The sequence below is a fragment of the Ochrobactrum sp. P6BSIII genome, assembly GCF_014138065.1.
In the GTDB taxonomy this organism is placed as follows: domain Bacteria; phylum Pseudomonadota; class Alphaproteobacteria; order Rhizobiales; family Rhizobiaceae; genus Brucella.
The window spans coordinates 33,689-53,574 of sequence record NZ_JACGXB010000004.1; the positions used below are offsets into that span (position 1 = coordinate 33,689).

Below are 19,886 nucleotides of genomic sequence, written 5' to 3' on the forward strand. Positions count from 1 at the left end.
CTAATTCTGATTTGTGCAACTATGCAGTGGATTTCAAGCGCTGCCACGCTCTTTGCGTGCCATATTTGGCGCAGCACACTGTAATGTACTGGTTTAGTTCTCCTGAACGCTTGCTGACGATTCGCGCACTTGGTACTGGGAAGCATGGGAAAAAGTCTGATTCCGCCGGGCGACGGCGAAGAACACATCGAACGGGTCGATCTTAAGTCGGCCCTCGAGGAACGTTACCTCGCTTATGCGCTGTCCACGATCATGCATCGTGCGCTGCCAGACGTGCGCGACGGTCTGAAGCCGGTGCATCGGCGCATCATGCACGCCATGCGTCTGCTGCGTCTCAATCCCGATCAGGCTTATGCGAAATGCGCGCGTATCGTCGGCGACGTGATGGGTAAGTTCCACCCGCATGGCGACGCTTCGATCTACGATGCGCTGGTGCGTCTGGCGCAGGATTTCGCGGTGCGTTATCCGCTGGTCGACGGGCAGGGCAATTTCGGCAATATCGACGGCGATAACGCCGCCGCCATGCGTTATACCGAAGCGCGCATGACCGAAGTGGCGACGTTGCTGCTCGAAGGCATCACCGAAAACGCCATCGATTTCCGTCCGACCTATAATGAGGAAGACGAGGAACCGATCGTTCTGCCGGGTGCATTCCCGAACCTGCTGGCCAATGGCTCGGCAGGCATCGCGGTTGGCATGGCAACGAATATTCCGCCGCATAACGTGGCGGAGCTGTGTTCCTCGGCGCTTTACCTGATCAATCATCCCGATGCGGGCGTGGAAGAACTCATCACCTCGCCGGAGCAATGGGAAGAGCTGAAGCGTGAGGCGGAAACCGATCCGTCCGCACTTCTGAAAGCCAAGGTGCGCGGCCCGGATTTCCCGACGGGCGGCGTTCTGGTTGAAGAACACGGCAATATTGTCGAAGCCTATCGCACGGGTCGCGGCGCTTTTCGTGTCCGCGCGCGTTGGGAAAAGGAAGAGGGCAATCGCGGCACCTGGGTGATCGTTGTCACTGAAATTCCGTATCAGGTGCAGAAGTCGCGCCTGATCGAGAAGATTGCCGAATTGCTGTTGGCCAAGAAGCTGCCGCTGCTTGACGATATTCGCGATGAATCTGCGGAAGATATCCGCATTGTTCTGGAACCGAAGAACCGCACCGTCGACCCGGAATTGTTGATGGAATCGCTGTTCAAGCTGACCGAGCTTGAAAGCCGCGTTTCGCTCAACATGAATGTGCTGTCGCACGGCAAGGTGCCGAATGTGCTGTCGCTGGGCGGCGTGCTGCGCGAATGGCTGGAACACCGCAAGGAAGTTCTGGTCCGTCGCTCGCAATATCGTCTGGCCGAGATCGAACGGCGTCTGGAAATCCTCGGCGGCTTCCTGATTGCCTATCTCAATCTGGATGAAGTCATCCGCATTATCCGCGAGGAGGACGAGCCGAAGCAGGAATTGATGCGGACATTCGAACTGACGGATGTTCAGGCCGAGTCGATCCTCAATATGCGCCTGCGTTCGTTGCGCAAGCTCGAGGAATTCGAGATCCGCAAGGAATTTGACGCCCTGACGGTTGAAAAGGCCGATATCGAAGGACTGCTCGCTTCCGGCACACGCCAGTGGAAGAAGATCAGCGCCGAGATCAAGGCGGTGCGTGAGAAGTTCGGTCTCGCAACCAAGCTCGGTAAGCGCCGCACGAATTTCGCCGAAGCGCCGACACACGATCTGGAAGACATCCACAATGCGATGATCGAGCGCGAGCCGGTCACGATTGTCGTGTCGGAAAAGGGCTGGCTGCGTGCGATGAAGGGCCATATGGCCGACTTCTCGACACTCTCCTTCAAGGAAGGCGACAAGCTCAAGTTGGCTTTCCATGCGGAAACCACTGACAAGCTTCTATTCTTCACGACCGGCGGCAAGTTCTTCACCATCGGCGCCAATACGCTGCCGGGCGGTCGCGGCCATGGCGAGCCGATCCGCATTCTGGTCGATATGGAAAACGATCAGGACATTCTGACGGCCTTCGTTCACGATCCATCGGCAAAGCTGCTGCTGGTTTCGCATGAGGGCAATGGTTTCATCGTTCCGGAGAACGAAGCCGTCGCCAATACCCGCAAGGGCAAGCAGGTGATGAATGTGAAGGCGCCGGACGAGGCGAAGATTTGCACGCGTGTCTCCGGCGATCATATCGCGGTCGTTGGCGAAAATCGCAAGATGGTTGTCTTCCCGCTTGCGGAAATCCCGGAAATGACACGCGGCAAGGGTGTTCGTCTGCAAAAATACAAGGATGGCGGCATTTCCGACATTCGCACATTTGCGATGGCCGAAGGTCTCTCCTGGCAGGATTCGGCAGAACGGACCTTTACGCGCAACAAGGAAGAACTCGTCGAGTGGATTGGCGCTCGCGCTTCCGCCGGGCGCGTTGTTCCGAAGGGGTTTCCGCGTTCGGGCAAATTCTGACGCGCCCGTCAAAACAATAAGAAAAGGCGGCTTCTGCCGCCTTTTTCATGTCTATCCCTCAAACCGCTGCCAGCCACGAGGGCCGAGATGTTCCTGCGGGGTGAAGCGGATTTTATACTGCATCTTGCGCGATCCCTCGACCCAATAGCCGAGATAGACATGCGGCAAGCCTGCGGCTCGCGCCCGTTCGATATGGTCGAGAATCATATAGGTGCCAAGCGAACGGTCATGCATATGCGGCGAGAAGAACGAGTAGACCATAGACAGGCCGTCGGCCATCACATCGGTCAGCGCCACGGCTATCAACTCGCCGTCGCCCTTGGGATCGATAAAACTGTCAGGGCCGCGACGGCGATACTCGATGATCTGCGTGTTGACGTGGGTATCTTCAACCATCATCGCATAATCGAGCACGGTCATGTCCGACATGCCGCCTGAACGGTGGCGCGCATCGAGATAATCGCGAAACAGCGCATATTGTTCGGTACTGGGCTGCGCCTTGTGCACGCGACCGACCAGATCACGATTCTGGTTCCAGACGCGGCGCATATTGCGCGTCATCTCGAACTCTCCCGCCAGAATGCGCACGGAAACGCAGGCGCGGCAAAGCTCGCAGGCCGGACGATAGGCGATGTTCTGGGAGCGACGGAAGCCGCCTTGTGTCAGGAGATCGTTGATCTCGTTGGCTTTATCGCCCACGAGATGCGTAAAGACTTTGCGCTCCATCTGCCCGTCGAGATACGGACAGGGCGACGGGGCCGTCAAAAAGAACTGCGGAGACTGTTGCGGTTGATGGGTCATTCAATATCCACGAAATGGCAATACCGAAACCATCACGATATCTGACAAGGATCGAACCGACGGCGCAAAACGTCAAGTGGCATTTTGCGCAGCCGGCTCTGAATTTTTTTGATCTTAGAGCGCATGCCGAAAAGTGCGAAGCGGTTTTCGGGACAAAATGCGCGTCAAAGAAATGATTTAATTGAAGTGTGTTTCCCTACACATCGGTTGGTGTCGGGAAACACGAAACTGTCTTTGAGCGCGATCTTAACGATCCGAACGGATGACCGCCGTGCCTAGCAGAAGATCGTGCACCGTGCGCTTGCGGTCGAGGACCAGCGTTGCCAGCAGGATCAGCGGCGTCAGCACGACATTAAGACCCCAGAACAGCACCGAGTGAACGATAGCGAGCATCGGGTCGACCATGCCGCCTTCAAGCCGGACGAGCTTGAGGTTCATCATCTGCATGCCCTTTGTGGCCTGCTGCGGGCCGCCCATGGTGCGCGACACATAGATCAGCGCCACGATGGGGAACATGATGCCGTAAAGCATCCAGCCGATGCCAAGCGTCAGTATGCCGAACAGCGCAATGATGATTGCGGCCGGGATACACAGCAGAAAGACGATGAGATAATCGATGAGAAAAGCCATCATCCGGCGCGTACGCACGCCTTCGAAGAAAGCCCGGCTGTCGTAACGCGGAGCCATGATCTCGCCGTGCAGAATATGGTCGGACATTTTTCCTTCCAGTCGTTTAAAAAGACAACCGGAGACAAGACAACGTCCGGCGTCGCTCCGCCTTCCGGGCGGAACGTTACCAACATGGTAAATGAAGTGGGCCGTTTCAAGGAAGCTGCCAGAGAAAGCACGGGCAACCTGTCGGTGTCTGACATAAAAGACGCTATGCCAGGGCTACGAAGGGCCCTTTGCTCTTTATTCTGACCCTCAGATTAACCGCGCTGTTTCAGCTTTTCGGCGACCTCAATTGCGAAATAGGTGAGGATGCCGTCGCAACCGGCGCGCTTGAAAGCCAGAAGGCTTTCCATCATCACCTTTTCTTCGTCGATCCAGCCATTAATACCGGCGGCCTTGATCATCGCGTATTCACCCGACACCTGATAGGCAAAGGTGGGCAGGCGGAATTCGCTTTTCAGCCGGTGGATGATGTCGAGATAGGGCATGCCAGGCTTGACCATCAGCATGTCCGCGCCCTCGGCAATATCCTGCTCGGCTTCGCGCACCGCTTCTTCCGGGTTTGCCGGATCGAGATAATAGGTTTTCTTGTCGCCTTTCAGCAGGCCTTGCGTGCCAATGGCTTCGCGATAAGGACCGTAGAAAGCCGATGCGAATTTCGTCGCATAGGACATGATCGGGATATGGTGATAGCCGTTCTCGTCCAGCGCCTGACGGATCGCGCCGATACGGCCGTCCATCATGTCGGATGGCGCGATAATATCGGCACCTGCTTCAGCCTGCGAAAGCGCGCCGCGCACAACCATGGCCACGGATTCGTCATTGACGATCTCGCCATCGCGCAAAATGCCGTCATGGCCGTGCGTGGTGAAGGGATCGAGCGCGGCATCGGTGATGATACCAATCTCCGGCACTTCCTTCTTGATCGCGCGCACGGCACGGTTGATCAGATTGTCGGGGCTGGCGACAAAGGCACCGTCATCCGTCTTCACTTCCGCCTTTTCACGCGGGAAGGGGGCAATGGCAGGAATGCCAAGCTTGGCGGCTTTCTCGGCCATGCGCACCGCCATATCGACCGAATAGCGCTCCACGCCGGGCATTGCTTCCACAGGTTCGGAAACGCCGTTTCCGTAGGTGAGGAAGAATGGCAGGATCAGATCGTCCACCGTCAGTTGCGTTTCCTGCACCAGCCTGCGCGACCAGTCGGCCTTGCGCATACGGCGCAAACGGCGGCTGCCGGTCACGTCATCGACATGTCTGCCGATATGAGGGGGGAGATATTTGGATTGACGGTCGCTCATTGAATTATTCCCGAGAATGGAAGCCGCGATGCCTATGCTTTGATATGCAATCAAGGGCTGACTTCGGATGCGCACCGTTTATCACGGGAAAAGTGGTGAAACCAAGAAGATTGGCCGGTACGCGCCTGTGTGGGATTGACGCGGGGCGTCTCACTTTCTACCCATTTGTTGGAACGGGAGACGAGATATGCAGATTGACTTTGGCGGTGGCGGCGAAATCAGCTTTGAACGCAAGGGAAAAGCCGGTCTGGTAAAGCTGACGCGGACCGCAGCGCTTAACGCGCTGACGCATAAGATGATTCTGGCGCTCGACCGCGCATTGCAGGCCTGGGAAGACGATCCGGAAGTCGCCTGCGTGATTCTCGAAGGTGAGGGCCGGGCATTCTGCGCTGGCGGCGATGTCGTCGCGGCGTACAAGGCTGGCCGGGAGGGAACGCCCGCTTACGAGTTCTTCCGTGACGAATATCGGCTCAATGCCCGCATAGGCCGGTTTCCCAAGCCTTATATCTCGTTGATCAACGGGATTATCATGGGCGGCGGCGCTGGCATTTCGGTGCATGGCTCGCACCGTATCGTGACCGAAAACACCATGTTCGCCATGCCGGAAACGGGAATCGGCTTCTTTCCCGATGTCGGCGGAAGCGCGTTCCTGCCGCATCTCCACGACAATTTCGGATATTATCTTGCCTTGACGGGCAACCGCATTCGCTGGGGCGATTGTCTCCAGAGCGGAATTGCCACCCACGCAGTTGCGGCCAGCGACCTGCACGACCTGCGCGATGATCTCATCGCGACTGCGGATATCGATGCGGCCCTGACGCGCAGCCAGTACCCGGATTTCGAAACATCCGCCGATACGCGGCATGTGATCAATGAGTGCTTTTCCGGCGCGACGCTCGCCGATTGCCTGCACTTGCTGGACAAGGCCGCAGCTTCGGGCAGCAAACCGGCGACGGATATTTTGAATGTGATCGCAACGCGGTCGCCGACCAGCGTGGCAGTGACCTTCCGGCAAATCGCCGACGGGCGTCCGCTCGACCTCGATGATTGCATGCGGATGGAATATCGCATCGCCAGCCGGATGCTTGAAGCACACGACTTCTATGAAGGCGTGCGGGCGTTGCTGATCGACAAGGATGGCGCGCCGTCCTGGCAACCGGCTTCCATCGAGGATGTGAAACCGGAACAGGTAAACGCCTATTTCGTCAATCTTGGCGAAAAGGAACTGACGTTCTCATGAGGAATTGCTGATGCATATGGATGAGCTGCGCCAGCACGCGCAACCGACCGGCCTCGAATGGACATTTACCTGGTTCATTCGATTGCTGGCGCTTACTGCGCTGGCGAGCGGCGTTCTCTATTGGGTGCGGCTCATCGGTATTCATCCGGGATTGCTGTGGCGGTTCGATCTGATGCCATGGATGTGGCAGACCGCCGTTGTCGCGCTGGCAGTGTTAATGCCTGTTGCTGCAACGGGTCTCTGGATGCGGGCAACCTGGGGCCCGGTGCTCTGGTTCGTCGCCGCAATCGGCGAGATCAGCATCTATTCGGTTTTCGAGCGAAACTTTGAAAGCAGACCGCTGACGGTTACGTTCAATGCGCTGTGCATCGTCATTTATATCGTGTTCCGCGTCCTGCTGGTTCTGGAAAAGCGGCGGCAGGCAAAGGCCAGCATTTCCGCCTGATCGCGGGAGCAGGTAAGTAAACATTAAGCCTGAATTTGCATTCCTCTCGGTAAGCTACTGTTAAGTCTGACTTTTAAGTCGAATTTTATGCATCTCCCCTAAAGTCCTCTCAAGACAGCGAGAAACATCGCTGCATAAAACAGGAAGAGAGCAGCATCGAGGATTTCCCGAATGCGGCTCCGACAGAGAGGCAAAGACAATGATGAATGCTCAGCGCAAGATCGACGCTCCGCTCTATGCTCCGGAAGCCGCACTCCGCAGCCTGTATCTGGAAGCCCTTCAGCTGGTAGAGCGTCTGCACCGCCGCCTGCTCGATGTTGTGAAAGATGAGTTCGACCGCAACGGTCAGCTTGACATCAACGCAACGCAGGCGCTGTTGCTCTTCAACATTGGCAATTCGGAACTGACCGCCGGTGAACTGCGTTCGCGTGGTTACTATCTCGGCTCGAATGTTTCCTACAACCTCAAGAAGCTTGTCGAAATGGGCTTCATTCATCACCAGCGTTCGCGTGTTGACCGCCGTTCGGTGCGTGTCAGCCTGACCGACAAGGGCAATGAAATCGCTAATCAGGTTGCTGCTCTTTATGAACGTCACGTCCTGTCCATCGAACAGGTCGGCGGAATTCAGGTTGAAGAATTCATGGCTATGAACAAGTCTCTGCAGCGCCTCGACCGCTTCTGGAACGACAGCATCGCTTATCGTCTCTGATAAATCGACCAGTGTTCCGGGAAGTTTGTTGCAGAACGGACACAACAGACCTGCATTTGCTGAAGCGGATGGGCAATTATGCTTCGATCTTGATGCGCGTGGCTTGCAAACTGGGCCGCGCGACATGATTAAGCCATAAAAACCGACATAAGCAGTTCTCAAGACTGCACGGGCAAGAATGTGCCATCTTCCAACAGGTCGGGAGATATAAGCGGGCGCGCATGTTTGCGGGTCGCCTATCGCCTTGACACCCTGTTGCTGATATTCTCGGACGACTGCCGCCGACATTAAGCTATGAGCGGCGCGCCTTTTTGGGACCAAGCAAATGACCAAAACTGACAAGAATGCCGAAGCTTTCAAAGTGGACCGCCGTCGCTTCCTGCGCGGTGCTGCAACAGCCGGCCTTTCCGTGGCAGCCTCGGCTTTTGCAACCTCGTCCTTTGCGCAACAGGCTTTTAACGATGTGCTCGCGTCGCCGCGGCGCGGTAACTGGGATGACCAGTTCGATGCGCGCGCGACAGGCGGACAGAAGGTTGCGACCAACCAGCCGGTTCTGAGCCAGCAGACCATCGGCAATATTCAGGGCGCTATCGCGCAATATACCGACATTGCCGGTCGTGGCGGCTGGCCGACGGTTCCGGGCAATGCAAAGCTTCAGCTCGGCGCGAACGACCAGTCGGTCCAGTATCTGCGCAAGCGCCTGATGGTTTCCGGCGATCTGCCGCAGGGCGCTGGTCTTTCCAATGCGTTCGACACCTATGTCGATGCTGCAGTGAAGCGTTTCCAGTCGCGTCACGGTCTGCCTGCAGACGGCGTGATGGGCCAGTTCACCTATGCAGCGATGAATGTGGACGCCAATACGCGTCTCGGCCAGCTCCAGACCAATTTGCAGCGCCTGTCGCCGCTGGTCAGCGCCGGTATGCAGGAACAGCGCTTCGTGATGGTGAATATTCCCGCCGCACGGATTGAAGCCGTTGAAAACGGCGGCGTCATGCAGCGTCACACCGCCGTTGTCGGCAAGATCGACCGCCAGACCCCGATTCTCAATTCGAAGATTCACGAAGTCATTCTCAATCCTTACTGGACGGCGCCGAAGTCGATCATCCAGAAGGACATCATTCCGTTGATGCGGAAGGACCCGCAATATCTGGCCAAGAACAAGATCCGTCTTTACGATCAGTCGGGTCAGGAAGTTGCGCCGGAAACCATCGACTGGAACACGGATGATGCTGTGAAGCTGATGTTCCGTCAGGACCCGGGCAAGATCAACGCCATGTCCTCGACCAAGATCAACTTCCACAACCAGTATGCCGTCTACATGCACGATACGCCGCAGAAGAGCTATTTCAATAAGCTCATGCGTTTCGACTCGTCGGGCTGCGTGCGCGTGCAGAATGTTCGCGATCTGGACGTATGGCTGCTGAAGAACACGGCTGGCTGGGATCGTCAGAACATCGAAGAAACGATCCGTTCGGGCAACAATACGCCTATTCAGGTTGTTGACCCTGTGCCGGTGCACTTCGTTTATATCTCGGCCTGGTCAACTGGCGACGGTGTCGTGCAGTTTCGCGATGACATCTACAAGATGGACGGTGCGGCATCGCTGGCGCTTGGCACCGACACCTGATTATTCGGTATTTCTTGCTGAGCAAGAGCCGCCTCGAACATTCGGGGCGGCTTTTTTAGTTCTAAAACCTATATCAAATCGGTTTGCCGCATTTTGGAACATGCTTTTCGCTTTGCGGCCATTGGCCTAGGGCATTCAAGTGTGATAATGCGCCTCATCCAATAGCTTTTACCGGCTGACCCGGAGGGTGTGAAAATGTCTCAAGCCAACGCCGCCGCCAAGAATGCGTTTTCCGACGCTTTCTTCAATGCAAGCCTCGAGGACATCGATTCCGAAATTTTCGGTGCAATTCGCAACGAACTCGGTCGTCAGCGCCATGAAATCGAGCTGATCGCTTCGGAAAACATCGTCTCGCGCGCTGTTCTTGAAGCGCAGGGCTCCATCCTCACCAACAAATATGCCGAAGGCTATCCAGGCAAGCGCTATTATGGCGGCTGCCAGTATGTGGACGTGGTGGAAGAACTGGCGATCGAACGCGCCAAGAAGCTCTTCGGCTGCGAATTCGCCAATGTTCAGCCGAATTCCGGCAGCCAGATGAACCAGGCCGTGTTCCTGGCTCTGCTTCAGCCCGGCGACACCTTTATGGGTCTCGACCTCAATTCGGGTGGTCACCTGACGCACGGTTCGCCGGTCAACATGTCGGGCAAGTGGTTCAATGTCGTGTCTTATGGCGTCCGTCAGGATGACCATCTGCTGGATATGGACGAAGTGGCTCGTCTCGCCCGCGAAAACAAGCCAAAGCTGATTCTCGCTGGCGGCACTGCCTATTCGCGCGTCTGGGACTGGAAGCGTTTCCGTGAAATCGCCGATGAAGTCGGCGCTTATCTCATGGTCGATATGGCGCATATTGCCGGTCTGGTTGCCGGTGGCCAGCACCCGTCGCCAATCCCGCATGCCCATGTCTGCACGACGACGACGCACAAGTCCCTGCGCGGCCCGCGCGGCGGCATGATCCTGACCAACGACGCCGATCTGGCGAAGAAGTTCAATTCGGCTGTATTCCCCGGTCTTCAGGGTGGCCCGCTGATGCACGTCATCGCTGCCAAGGCGGTTGCCTTCGGTGAAGCGCTGAAGCCTGAATTCAAGCTTTATGCAAAGAATGTCGTCGACAATGCGCGCGCTCTCTCGGAAGAACTGAAGTCGCATGGCCTCGATATCGTTTCCGGCGGTACTGACAACCATCTGATGCTGGTTGATCTGCGTCCGAAGAATGCAACGGGCAAGCGTGCGGAAGCCGCTCTTGGCCGCGCCAATATCACCTGCAACAAGAACGGCATTCCGTTCGACCCTGAAAAGCCGTTCGTCACCTCCGGCGTTCGCCTCGGCACGCCAGCCGGTACCACGCGCGGCTTCGGTGTAACCGAATTCAAGGAAATCGGCTCGCTGATCGCTGAAGTTCTCGACGGTCTGAAGGTTGCCAATTCCGACGAAGGCAACGCGGCTGTCGAACAGGCTGTGAAAGAGAAGGTCGTCGCTCTGACCGACCGTTTCCCGATGTATGGCTATCAGGGATAATCATTCCCTGAAAGAAGAGTATCAAAAGCCCCGTTCAACCTTGTTGAGCGGGGCTTTTTTGCCCGTCATATCCGGTGCGTCGCATTCGGTAGGTTGATTGGCGCAGATCAGCTATGATCTATAGGAATCAGTCTTCGAAGAGTTAAGTGAAAGAGTTCTATGCGTTGTCCCTATTGCCAATCTGAAGATACGCAAGTGAAGGATTCCCGTCCTGCGGAGGACGGTGCGGTTATTCGCAGGCGTCGTGTCTGTTCGGTCTGCGGCGGGCGCTTTACGACATTCGAACGCGTTCAGCTTCGTGACCTGATGGTCGTGAAGAAAAGCGGACGCCGCGTGCCTTTCGATCGTGACAAGCTGACCCGCTCTATTGAAGTGGCGCTGCGCAAGCGTGATGTTGACAGCGAGCGTATCGAGCGCGCGATTTCGGGTATTGTGCGCCAGCTCGAAAGTTCGGGTGAGGCGGAAGTGACGTCCGACGAGATCGGCCGTCTGGCAATGGATGCCCTCAAGGGTGTGGACGACATTGCCTATATCCGGTTTGCATCAGTCTACCGCAATTTCAGCAAGGCCGTCGATTTCCATAACGTGATCGATGAGCTGGGAGCCCCCGATTCCGAGGACGATCTGGACAGATAGGCATGACCGCACTGGAACTACCGCATTCGCAGGTGACCTCGGATGATATCCGCTTCATGGAAGCGACAATCCGCTATGCCCGCCGTCACAAGGGACTGACGGGAACAAATCCATCTGTCGGTACGCTGATCGTCAAGGACGGCGTCATTATCGGGCGCGGCGTCACGGCAGTTGGCGGCAGGCCGCATGCCGAACCGCAGGCACTTGCCGATGCGGGCGAGGCGGCGCGTGGCGCAACGGCCTATGTCACGCTGGAACCTTGCGCTCATCATGGTCGCACGCCGCCTTGTGCCGAAGCGCTGGTGCGTGCCGGTGTGGCCCGTGTTGTCGTAGCGGCCACCGATCCGGACGACCGGGTCAGCGGCAAAGGCTTTGCCATCCTGCGCGAAGCGGGCATTGAAGTGGTGCCGGGCGTCCTCGCCGAAAAGGCTGCCAATGATCTCGCAGGCTACTTGAATCGATCTTCCAGAAAACGCCCGGAAGTGATTCTGAAACTTGCACTTTCCGTCGATGGCATGATCGGAAAAAAGGGCGAAGGGCAGGTGCCGATCACAGGTCCCGTGTCGCGCGCGCAGTCGCACATCTTACGGTCGCAAACCGATGTTATCCTGATTGGTATCGAAACAGCACTCGCTGACGATCCGGTTTTGAACTGTCGTCTGCCGGGGCTGGAACAACGCTCACCCATAAGGGTTGTGCTGGATGGCGGGCTTCGTTTGCCCCTGTCATCCAAGCTGGTTCAATCGGCAGATGCGCAGCCACTCTGGATCGCTTGCAGCGAAGAAGCGTCGCCAGAACGGCGCTATGAACTGAAGGCGGCGGGGTGCCGCATTCTGGCAACCGAGACGGATGACTGCCGGATTGCGTTGCCGGAGTTGATGGATGATCTCGCCGCGCAGGGGATTGGTTCTGTTCTTGTGGAAGGCGGCGCGGGCGTCGCAAAGAGCTTTCTGGATGAAAAGCTGGTCGACCGCCTGATCACCTTTCGCTCACCAATAGAAATTGGTACTGCCGATGGGGTTGCCGTGCCCGGTCTTGAAACCCATATCGCAGAAGAATTCAAAATTCTCAGACAGGCGCGTTACGGTGACGATGCCTTTGCGGAATATGTAAGGAAGACTTGATGTTCACAGGCATTATTACCGATATCGGCAAGGTTGACCGGATCAAGCCGCTGAATGAAGGCGTGCTGCTGCGTATCGAAACCGTCTATGATCCAGAAACGATTGAGCTTGGCGCTTCGATTGCTTGTTCCGGTGTTTGCCTGACTGTCGTTGCACTGCCGGAAAAGGGCACCAATGCCCGCTGGTTCGAGGTCGAGGCATGGGAAGAAGCCCTGCGTCTGACCACAATCTCCACCTGGGAGAATGGAACCAATATCAATCTGGAACGCTCGCTGAAGCTTGGAGACGAAATGGGCGGACATCTCGTTTCCGGCCATGTCGACGGACAGGCTGAAATCGTTGAACGCAAGGACGAGGGCGACGCGGTGCGCTTCACCTTGCGCGCGCCGGAAGAGCTGGCGCCATTCATCGCCCAGAAGGGTTCGGTCGCACTGGACGGCACGTCGCTGACGGTCAACGGTGTGAAAGGCAATGAATTTGACGTTTTGCTCATCCGCCATTCGCTGGAAGTCACCACCTGGGGACAGCGAAAAGCGGGCGACAAGGTGAATATCGAGATCGACCAGCTCGCACGCTATGCGGCAAGGCTTGCGCAATATCGGAAATAGGCTTACAGCCTAAAATTCCAGGCTGTAAAAGCATATCCCGATTTGAGCGTTGACCGCAGGTGTTGCGGTCCGCAAAATTTGTCATGGAGTTTCTCATGTCCGATCACGAGGCGCATGCGCCGCATTTGCTTATTGTTGAAGCGCGTTTCTACGACGATCTAGCCGATGCGCTTCTTGATGGCGCAAAGGCAGCCCTTGACGACGCTGGCGCGACCTATGACGTCGTGACCGTACCGGGCGCGCTGGAAATTCCGGCAACCATTTCCTTCGCCCTCGACGGCGCAGACAATGGCGGCACCGACTATGACGGCTATGTCGCTCTTGGCACGGTTATCCGTGGCGAAACCTATCATTTCGACATTGTTGCAAACGAATCCTGCCGTGCGCTGACTGATCTCGCCGTTGAAGAAAGCCTTGCCATCGGCAATGGCATTCTGACCGTCGAAAATGACGAGCAGGCATGGGCGCGTGCGCGCCGTACTGACAAGGACAAGGGCGGTTTTGCTGCCCGCGCCGCACTGACCATGATTGACCTGCGTAAGAAATTCGGAGCCTGAATATTATGAGTTCTTCCGCAGAAGGTCGCCCGACACCAAACCTGCCGCGTACGGCGAACAAGCGTGGCGTTGCCCGCCTTGCCGCCGTGCAGGCGCTCTACCAGATGGACGTTGCCGGTACGGGCGTGATGGAAGTGGTCGCAGAATACGAAGCCTTCCGCCTCGGCAAGGAAGTGGACGGCACGCAATATCTCGATGCCGATCCGCAGTGGTTCCGCGCTATCGTTGCCGGTGTTGTGGACAGCCAGCTGAAGCTCGATCCGATGATCCATCAGGCGCTGACCGAAGACTGGCCGCTGTCGCGTCTTGATTCCACGCTGCGCGCGATCCTGCGCGCCGGTGCATGGGAACTGACGTCGCGCAACGATGTGCCGACTGCCGTGATTGTCTCGGAATATGTCGATATCGCCAAGGCTTTCTACACTGAAGACGAGCCAAAGCTTGTGAATGCTGTGCTCGACCGCCTTGCCTTTGTCATTCGCGGCGAAAGCCGTGGGGCCAAGCCACGCCATTAGAGCGTGTTTCGATCTGATCGACGCTCAAACTGTTTGTTATAACGCGCATCTTTTCCGAAAACCGTTTCACACTTTTCGGGATGCGCTTTAATACCGGCTTATAGATCAGGATAAGAATAGAAAGGGCTGTGAGAAATCACAGCCCTTCTTTCATTGTATGCTGGCAAAGAACGGCTTGACGTTTGTTCAACCGTTTCGCATGTTGGTCATGCGGCATTGAGAATGACCGACTACAAGGGAACTTTCTAATTATTTGATTTCAAGGTGTTAAGTTCCTGATGAACTATACCGTTGAAGCCCGGTAAGACGTGGTGGCTTCAGGCACTTTCCATGCCGCTCTAATCGGCCCGGGGAGGGGTTTTCGGGCCTTCATGCGCATATGCCTGCCGTTAATTACCCAGTATCGGATGTTTATCTGAGGTCGATCTGACGGTAGCCGGCGCAAACTCAATAGGAGTTGGCCTTTATGCAAATGGGAGTGGCAGTTTTACTTCTCGTTATTGCCTGCGGCGTGGTTTCCGTTCTTTTCGCCTTCTGGTCGATCCGTTCGATCCTGGCGGCTGATCAGGGAACGCCGCGTATGCAGGAAATCGCTGGCGCCATCCGCGAAGGTGCGTCGGCCTATCTCACACGACAATATTCCACGATTGCGATTGTCGGTGTCGTTGTGTTTCTCGCCGCATGGTATTTGCTGTCGCTGAGCGCCGCCATCGGCTTTCTCATCGGCGCAATTCTGTCCGGCGTCACAGGCTTTATCGGGATGCATGTTTCGGTGCGCGCCAATGTGCGCACAGCACAGGCCGCTTCCTTGAGTCTGGCAGGCGGGCTTGAAATGGCTTTCAAGTCCGGTGCCGTTACCGGCCTTCTGGTGGCCGGTCTCGCGTTGCTGGGCGTATCCGTCTACTATTTCATTCTCACCGTCTGGTTGGGTTATGCGCCCGCCGACCGCACGGTTATTGATGCACTGGTGGCGCTCGGCTTTGGCGCATCGCTGATTTCGATCTTTGCCCGTCTCGGCGGTGGTATCTTCACCAAGGGTGCGGATGTCGGCGGCGATCTGGTCGGCAAGGTTGAAGCGGGTATTCCGGAGGACGATCCGCGCAATCCGGCAACCATCGCCGACAATGTGGGCGATAATGTCGGCGACTGCGCCGGTATGGCGGCCGATCTGTTCGAGACTTACGCCGTTACCTTGGTTGCGACCATGGTTCTGGGTGCAATTTTCTTCAACGGTTCGGACGTGCTGCCAAGCGTCATGCTCTATCCGCTGCTGATCTGCGGAGCCTGCGTGATCACGTCGATTGCCGGTACGTTCTTCGTCAAGCTTGGCGTCAACGGCTCGATCATGGGCGCGCTTTATAAGGGCCTGATCGTAACGGGTCTCTTGTCCATAATCGGGCTTGGGGTTGCCAACACGCTGACGATTGGCTGGGGCGAAATCGGCACCGTGGCCGGAAAGAGCATTACCGGCACCAATCTGTTCATCTGCGGTCTGATCGGTCTCATCGTGACGGGCCTGATCGTGGTGATCACCGAATATTATACCGGCACCAACAAGCGCCCGGTGAATTCCATCGCGCAGGCTTCCGTGACGGGGCATGGCACGAATGTCATTCAGGGCCTTGCCGTTTCGCTGGAATCAACCGCATTGCCTGCCATCGTGATCGTTGGCGGCATTATCAGCACCTATCAGCTTGCAGGTCTCTTCGGCACGGCCATTGCGGTCACGGCCATGCTGGGCATTGCCGGGATGATCGTGGCGCTTGATGCTTTCGGGCCGGTGACAGACAATGCCGGTGGTATTGCGGAAATGGCCGGTCTTGATCCGGAAGTGCGCAAGTCCACGGATGCGCTGGATGCCGTGGGCAACACGACCAAGGCTGTGACCAAGGGCTACGCCATCGGTTCGGCAGGTCTGGGCGCTTTGGTGCTGTTCGCAGCCTATTCCAATGATCTTGCTTACTTCGCGGCCAACGGCCAGACCTACCCGTATTTCGCGGATATGGGACCGGTATCGTTCGATCTGTCCAATCCCTATGTGGTGGCAGGTCTGATCTTCGGCGGCCTGATTCCCTATCTGTTTGGCGGCATGGCCATGACGGCTGTGGGTCGCGCAGGCGGGGCGGTGGTGCAGGAAGTTCGTCGCCAGTTCAAGGAAAAGCCGGGCATCATGACCGGCAAGGAACGCCCGGACTATGCGCGCGCGGTTGATCTTCTGACCAAAGCGGCAATCCGTGAGATGATTATTCCGTCGCTTCTGCCGGTGCTGGCGCCACTTGTGGTGTATTTCGGCGTGCTGCTGATTTCAGGCTCCAAGGCGGCTGCTTTTGCAGCGCTTGGCGCATCGTTGCTCGGCGTCATCGTTAACGGGCTTTTCGTGGCCATTTCCATGACTTCCGGCGGCGGAGCATGGGACAATGCCAAGAAGAGCTTCGAGGATGGCTTTACCGACGCCGATGGTGTGAAGCACCTGAAGGGTTCGGAAGCGCACAAGGCTTCGGTAACGGGCGATACGGTCGGCGATCCCTATAAGGACACCGCTGGTCCGGCCGTCAATCCGGCGATCAAGATCACCAATATCGTCGCACTTCTGCTGCTTGCAGTGCTGGCGCATATGGCTTGATCGGGTTCTGAAAGGTTCAAAAATAAAAAACCCGCCGAGAGGCGGGTTTTCTTTTGAATTCGATCTTGCAGTGATTAGCTGCCGCCAGGTCCGCCTGCGCCAGCACCTGGCACGGAGGTCGGGGCCTTGGAAACGCCCTGAATAACCTGACCGAGGAAGGTCTGGTCCTTGCCGCCGGTTGGCGTGGTGCGCGATACGAAATCGAACAGCTTGCCGTCCTTCATGCCATAATTGGCAATGTGCTGAACCTTGCCGTCCTTGTCGAAATAGATCGCAAGAATCTGACGGTCGACCAGCTTCGGCTTCATGAACTGCGCCATGCGGTGGCGCTTCTGCGAAATGTAGTAGAACACTTCATTATCGAAGGTTGCGGTGGTCGATGGCGTGCCGAGCGCCAGCAGAACCTGCTCGCGGCTGGAGCCGACCGGCACCGAATCAAGCGCCTGCTGGTCGAGCACATAGCCCTCAGTCAGCGTTTCTGAAGGGTTCAGCGTGGATGCGGTGTTGCATCCGACCAGGGCGGCCGAAAACAGAATTGCCGTACCAGCCAGAAGAGCACGCTGCTTGCGTGCACCTGATGATGCGCCGGAACGCACAGTTGAGAAAATCCGCTGCAACAAAGACCTCTCCATAATTCTATTATCAGCGCGGCACTTTCGCCGTCGGGAGAACTTCGGTAAACCACCTTGCTTCTATATGCAACTGGAACGGTCGTACAGGGATGATTCTCCAACTTTTCCGCCGCAAATCGAAGGCCAATGAGGCTATCGTGCTCCGCGTGTACGAGGCGATCGTGGCAGCGGCGCGGCAAAAACGGTTTTATGCACAATTTCATGTGCCGGATACGCCACTTGGCCGGTATGAGATGTTGTCGGTGCATATTTTCCTGACACTGCACCGTATGCGCGGTGACAATCAGGCTCTGATGGCGCTTGCTCAGGAAGTGGCCGACGAGTTTTTCAAGGATGTCGACCACTCGCTGCGCGAACTGGGAATCGGCGATCAGGGCGTTCCAAAACGCATGAAAAAACTTGCCCGCATGTTTTATGGCCGTGTGGCCACTTATGGTGCGGCGCTCGATACCGATGATGCCGAGGCGCTTGCCGCCGCATTGACGCGAAATATTAGGCCCGATCTGGAATTCTGGCCACAAGCTCGCCATTTAGGCGAATATGTTCTGCGTTGTCGCGACCGATTACGGGCAATCGACGATAGTACACTGGTGGCTGGCGAGATTTCCTTTATGGATGCCGACGATCTGGCGCTGACGCATGACAATACCGAAGAGGCAAAACAAAATGACTGATAAACCGGCGCTGAGCTATCCCGTTCCGGTTCTGCACCTGCCCCAGAAGGGCGTGACAGTAACAATCGGCACCGATGAGAAAGAGCGCGCTCAGCTCGCCGCCAGCCATGCGCTTGAGGCGGTGAATTCGTTTTCGGCTGAATTTCTGCTGACACCATGGAAGAAGGACGGCATCCGCGTGCGCGGACGCATCGATGCGGAGATCGTGCAGGCCTGCGTCACCACGCTGGAACCGTTGACCAACGTGATTGCAGAAGAAGTCGACACGATTTTCGTTCCGGAAAATTCGCGTCTGGCCCGCGTTCAGCTCGATGAGAGCGGCGAAATGCTGCTCGATGCCGAAGGTGCCGATAGTCCGGAAACCTTTGTCGGTGACCGGATCGACGTCGGTGCGGTTGCGGAAGAGTTTTTCGAATTGGCAATCGATCCTTATCCGCGCAAGCCCGGTCTGCCGGACGATGCCGAACCCCAGGTTTTTGGGGATGCGGATGATGAGGATGACAAGCCAGAGTCGCCCTTCGCAAAGCTGTCTGAATGGCACAAGAAGCCGTGATCAACGGTGATTTGCGACGAGTTTGAGAAAATATTGTTGTACGGCAACGTAAAACCACTATTTTCGCCAAAAAAGCCCTGCCGCGTCTTGAGCGCGGCCCGGGAGCAGGGATCGAACAGGAATAATCAAGAGTGGTAAAAATATCGATTGACGCGATGGGCGGTGATTTCGGTCCTGAAGTGGTCGTCCCCGGCGCGGCAAAGGCGCTTGAGCGCCATCCCGACATGCGTTTTATCTTTTTCGGTCTGGCCGGACAGGTTGAGCCGGTGTTGGCGCGCTTTCCGAAGTTGCAGGCCGCATCCGAGTTTCGTGCCTGTGAAGTTTCCATTGGTATGGACGACAAGCCCAGCCAGGCTCTGCGCAACGGGCGCGGCAAGTCCACGATGTGGAAGGCCATTGAGGCCGTGAAGACCGGCGAAGCCGATGCCTGCGTTTCTGCGGGCAATACGGGCGCACTCATGGCCATGTCGAAATTCTGCCTGCGGATGATGTCGGATGTTGAACGTCCGGCGCTTGCGGGCATCTGGCCGACGTTGCGCGGTGAAAGCATTGTGCTGGATGTCGGCGCGACGATCGGCGCCGATGCGCGCCAGCTGGTCGATTACGCTGTGATGGGCGCTGGTATGGCACGGGCGCTGTTTGAAGTGCGCAAGCCGACGGTTGGCCTGCTGAATGTCGGCACGGAAGAGGTCAAGGGTCTCGACGAGATCAAGGAAGCCGGTCAGATCCTGCGCGATACACCGCTGGACGGTCTGGCATATTCCGGCTTCGTGGAAGGCAACGACATTGGCAAAGGTAGCGTCGATGTCGTGGTGACCGAAGGTTTCACCGGCAATATCGCTCTTAAAGCCGCCGAAGGCACGGCGCGTCAGATGGCGACATTGCTCCGCCAGGCCATGACCCGCACTTTGCTGGCCAAGATCGGCTATGTTTTTGCCAAGGGCGCTTTTGATCGCCTGCGCGAAAAAATGGACCCGAACAAGGTCAATGGCGGTGTGTTCCTTGGCTTGAGCGGCATCGTCATCAAGAGCCATGGCGGCGCGAATGCTGAAGGCTTCTGCTCGGCGGTTGAAGTGGGCTACGACATGGTGCGCAATCGTCTTCTGGAGAAGATTGAAGCCGATTTGGCGCATTTTCACCACAGTCACCCGCATGTTTCGTCCAGAGAAGGCGGCGAAGCGGCCAAATAATTATTTG

19 protein-coding genes are annotated in these 19,886 nt (G+C 56.8%); 15 read left to right on the plus strand and 4 right to left on the minus strand.

The window, feature by feature from the left end:
- Nucleotides 1-144: 144 nt before the first annotated feature.
- Nucleotides 145-2,457 (plus strand): DNA topoisomerase IV subunit A, encoded by a 2,313-nt coding sequence (locus FHW00_RS06550; protein ID WP_078340493.1) that lies wholly within the window; start codon nucleotides 145-147, stop codon nucleotides 2,455-2,457.
- A 51-nt stretch (nucleotides 2,458-2,508) separates the two neighbouring features.
- Here the strand turns inward: FHW00_RS06550 and FHW00_RS06555 are convergent, their stop codons facing one another.
- The 3 genes from FHW00_RS06555 to hemB all read right to left on the minus strand — a co-directional run bounded on the left by FHW00_RS06555 (nucleotide 2,509) and on the right by hemB (nucleotide 5,231).
- Complete coding sequence (locus FHW00_RS06555) at nucleotides 2,509-3,258, minus strand: arginyltransferase (protein WP_078340494.1); 750 nt, start codon at nucleotides 3,256-3,258, stop codon at nucleotides 2,509-2,511.
- A gap of 246 nt (nucleotides 3,259-3,504) precedes the next feature.
- Complete coding sequence (locus FHW00_RS06560) at nucleotides 3,505-3,975, minus strand: RDD family protein (RefSeq protein ID WP_078340495.1); 471 nt, start codon at nucleotides 3,973-3,975, stop codon at nucleotides 3,505-3,507.
- Nucleotides 3,976-4,187: 212 nt separating this feature from the next.
- A complete protein-coding gene (hemB, locus tag FHW00_RS06565) occupies nucleotides 4,188-5,231 on the minus strand; it encodes a porphobilinogen synthase (RefSeq protein WP_078340496.1) in 1,044 nt (347 codons plus the stop codon).
- Nucleotides 5,232-5,418: 187 nt separating this feature from the next.
- Between hemB and FHW00_RS06570 the strand changes: the two genes are divergently transcribed.
- The 11 genes from FHW00_RS06570 (at nucleotide 5,419) to FHW00_RS06620 (ending at nucleotide 16,830) form a co-directional block, all read left to right on the plus strand.
- Nucleotides 5,419-6,471 carry an enoyl-CoA hydratase/isomerase family protein gene (locus FHW00_RS06570; RefSeq protein WP_078340497.1) on the plus strand — a complete coding sequence of 351 codons (1,053 nt, stop codon included), beginning with the start codon at nucleotides 5,419-5,421 and terminating at the stop codon, nucleotides 6,469-6,471.
- A 10-nt stretch (nucleotides 6,472-6,481) separates the two neighbouring features.
- Nucleotides 6,482-6,916, plus strand: a complete 435-nt coding sequence (locus FHW00_RS06575) for a DUF6163 family protein (RefSeq protein ID WP_078340498.1) — start codon at nucleotides 6,482-6,484, stop codon at nucleotides 6,914-6,916.
- A 199-nt stretch (nucleotides 6,917-7,115) separates the two neighbouring features.
- Entirely contained in the window at nucleotides 7,116-7,625 is a 510-nt protein-coding gene (gene ldtR / locus FHW00_RS06580; RefSeq protein ID WP_078340499.1) for a transcriptional regulator LdtR, read from the plus strand.
- Nucleotides 7,626-7,950: 325 nt separating this feature from the next.
- Complete coding sequence (locus tag FHW00_RS06585) at nucleotides 7,951-9,252, plus strand: L,D-transpeptidase family protein (RefSeq protein WP_078340500.1); 1,302 nt, start codon at nucleotides 7,951-7,953, stop codon at nucleotides 9,250-9,252.
- A gap of 195 nt (nucleotides 9,253-9,447) precedes the next feature.
- Nucleotides 9,448-10,767, plus strand: a complete 1,320-nt coding sequence (gene glyA, locus FHW00_RS06590) for a serine hydroxymethyltransferase (RefSeq protein ID WP_078340501.1) — start codon at nucleotides 9,448-9,450, stop codon at nucleotides 10,765-10,767.
- A gap of 159 nt (nucleotides 10,768-10,926) precedes the next feature.
- Nucleotides 10,927-11,403 carry a transcriptional regulator NrdR gene (gene nrdR / locus FHW00_RS06595; RefSeq protein ID WP_078340502.1) on the plus strand — a complete coding sequence of 159 codons (477 nt, stop codon included), beginning with the start codon at nucleotides 10,927-10,929 and terminating at the stop codon, nucleotides 11,401-11,403.
- A 2-nt stretch (nucleotides 11,404-11,405) separates the two neighbouring features.
- Nucleotides 11,406-12,527, plus strand: a complete 1,122-nt coding sequence (gene ribD / locus FHW00_RS06600; protein ID WP_078340503.1) for a bifunctional diaminohydroxyphosphoribosylaminopyrimidine deaminase/5-amino-6-(5-phosphoribosylamino)uracil reductase RibD — start codon at nucleotides 11,406-11,408, stop codon at nucleotides 12,525-12,527.
- Complete coding sequence (locus FHW00_RS06605) at nucleotides 12,527-13,135, plus strand: riboflavin synthase (RefSeq protein WP_078340504.1); 609 nt, start codon at nucleotides 12,527-12,529, stop codon at nucleotides 13,133-13,135. The genes ribD and FHW00_RS06605 overlap by 1 nt, the downstream gene beginning before the upstream one ends.
- Nucleotides 13,136-13,230: 95 nt before the next feature.
- A complete protein-coding gene (locus FHW00_RS06610) occupies nucleotides 13,231-13,692 on the plus strand; it encodes a 6,7-dimethyl-8-ribityllumazine synthase (RefSeq protein WP_078340544.1) in 462 nt (153 codons plus the stop codon).
- A 5-nt stretch (nucleotides 13,693-13,697) separates the two neighbouring features.
- Nucleotides 13,698-14,207, plus strand: a complete 510-nt coding sequence (nusB, locus tag FHW00_RS06615; protein WP_078340505.1) for a transcription antitermination factor NusB — start codon at nucleotides 13,698-13,700, stop codon at nucleotides 14,205-14,207.
- Nucleotides 14,208-14,673: 466 nt separating this feature from the next.
- Nucleotides 14,674-16,830 carry a sodium-translocating pyrophosphatase gene (locus FHW00_RS06620; RefSeq protein WP_078340506.1) on the plus strand — a complete coding sequence of 719 codons (2,157 nt, stop codon included), beginning with the start codon at nucleotides 14,674-14,676 and terminating at the stop codon, nucleotides 16,828-16,830.
- Nucleotides 16,831-16,904: 74 nt separating this feature from the next.
- Here the strand turns inward: FHW00_RS06620 and FHW00_RS06625 are convergent, their stop codons facing one another.
- Nucleotides 16,905-17,462 (minus strand): outer membrane protein assembly factor BamE, encoded by a 558-nt coding sequence (locus tag FHW00_RS06625; RefSeq protein ID WP_078340507.1) that lies wholly within the window; start codon nucleotides 17,460-17,462, stop codon nucleotides 16,905-16,907.
- A gap of 89 nt (nucleotides 17,463-17,551) precedes the next feature.
- Here FHW00_RS06625 and FHW00_RS06630 point away from each other — a divergent pair, with 89 nt between their 5' ends.
- The 3 genes from FHW00_RS06630 to plsX all read left to right on the plus strand — a co-directional run bounded on the left by FHW00_RS06630 (nucleotide 17,552) and on the right by plsX (nucleotide 19,879).
- Nucleotides 17,552-18,136: a ubiquinol-cytochrome C chaperone family protein gene (locus FHW00_RS06630; RefSeq protein ID WP_078340508.1), complete on the plus strand. Its 585-nt coding sequence runs from the start codon at nucleotides 17,552-17,554 to the stop codon at nucleotides 18,134-18,136.
- Nucleotides 18,129-18,689, plus strand: coding sequence for a YceD family protein (locus FHW00_RS06635; RefSeq protein WP_078340509.1), 561 nt, complete (start codon nucleotides 18,129-18,131; stop codon nucleotides 18,687-18,689). Before FHW00_RS06630 ends, FHW00_RS06635 begins: the two co-directional genes overlap by 8 nt.
- A 131-nt stretch (nucleotides 18,690-18,820) precedes the next feature.
- On the plus strand, nucleotides 18,821-19,879 hold the full coding sequence (gene plsX / locus FHW00_RS06640; protein ID WP_078340510.1) for a phosphate acyltransferase PlsX: 1,059 nt from the start codon (nucleotides 18,821-18,823) through the stop codon (nucleotides 19,877-19,879).
- Nucleotides 19,880-19,886 lie beyond the last annotated feature (7 nt).

Excerpts from the sequence above, each read along its gene's own strand:
- FHW00_RS06550 (WP_078340493.1), top strand. The coding sequence starts at position 145 with ATGGGAAAAAGTCTGATTCCGCCGGGCGACGGCGAAGAACACATCGAA.
- FHW00_RS06555 (WP_078340494.1), bottom strand. The coding sequence starts at position 3,258 with ATGACCCATCAACCGCAACAGTCTCCGCAGTTCTTTTTGACGGCCCCG.
- FHW00_RS06560 (WP_078340495.1), bottom strand. The coding sequence starts at position 3,975 with ATGTCCGACCATATTCTGCACGGCGAGATCATGGCTCCGCGTTACGAC.
- hemB (WP_078340496.1), bottom strand. The coding sequence starts at position 5,231 with ATGAGCGACCGTCAATCCAAATATCTCCCCCCTCATATCGGCAGACAT.
- FHW00_RS06570 (WP_078340497.1), top strand. The coding sequence starts at position 5,419 with ATGCAGATTGACTTTGGCGGTGGCGGCGAAATCAGCTTTGAACGCAAG.
- FHW00_RS06575 (WP_078340498.1), top strand. The coding sequence starts at position 6,482 with ATGCATATGGATGAGCTGCGCCAGCACGCGCAACCGACCGGCCTCGAA.
- ldtR (WP_078340499.1), top strand. The coding sequence starts at position 7,116 with ATGATGAATGCTCAGCGCAAGATCGACGCTCCGCTCTATGCTCCGGAA.
- FHW00_RS06585 (WP_078340500.1), top strand. The coding sequence starts at position 7,951 with ATGACCAAAACTGACAAGAATGCCGAAGCTTTCAAAGTGGACCGCCGT.
- glyA (WP_078340501.1), top strand. The coding sequence starts at position 9,448 with ATGTCTCAAGCCAACGCCGCCGCCAAGAATGCGTTTTCCGACGCTTTC.
- nrdR (WP_078340502.1), top strand. The coding sequence starts at position 10,927 with ATGCGTTGTCCCTATTGCCAATCTGAAGATACGCAAGTGAAGGATTCC.
- ribD (WP_078340503.1), top strand. The coding sequence starts at position 11,406 with ATGACCGCACTGGAACTACCGCATTCGCAGGTGACCTCGGATGATATC.
- FHW00_RS06605 (WP_078340504.1), top strand. The coding sequence starts at position 12,527 with ATGTTCACAGGCATTATTACCGATATCGGCAAGGTTGACCGGATCAAG.
- FHW00_RS06610 (WP_078340544.1), top strand. The coding sequence starts at position 13,231 with ATGTCCGATCACGAGGCGCATGCGCCGCATTTGCTTATTGTTGAAGCG.
- nusB (WP_078340505.1), top strand. The coding sequence starts at position 13,698 with ATGAGTTCTTCCGCAGAAGGTCGCCCGACACCAAACCTGCCGCGTACG.
- FHW00_RS06620 (WP_078340506.1), top strand. The coding sequence starts at position 14,674 with ATGCAAATGGGAGTGGCAGTTTTACTTCTCGTTATTGCCTGCGGCGTG.
- FHW00_RS06625 (WP_078340507.1), bottom strand. The coding sequence starts at position 17,462 with ATGGAGAGGTCTTTGTTGCAGCGGATTTTCTCAACTGTGCGTTCCGGC.
- FHW00_RS06630 (WP_078340508.1), top strand. The coding sequence starts at position 17,552 with ATGATTCTCCAACTTTTCCGCCGCAAATCGAAGGCCAATGAGGCTATC.
- FHW00_RS06635 (WP_078340509.1), top strand. The coding sequence starts at position 18,129 with ATGACTGATAAACCGGCGCTGAGCTATCCCGTTCCGGTTCTGCACCTG.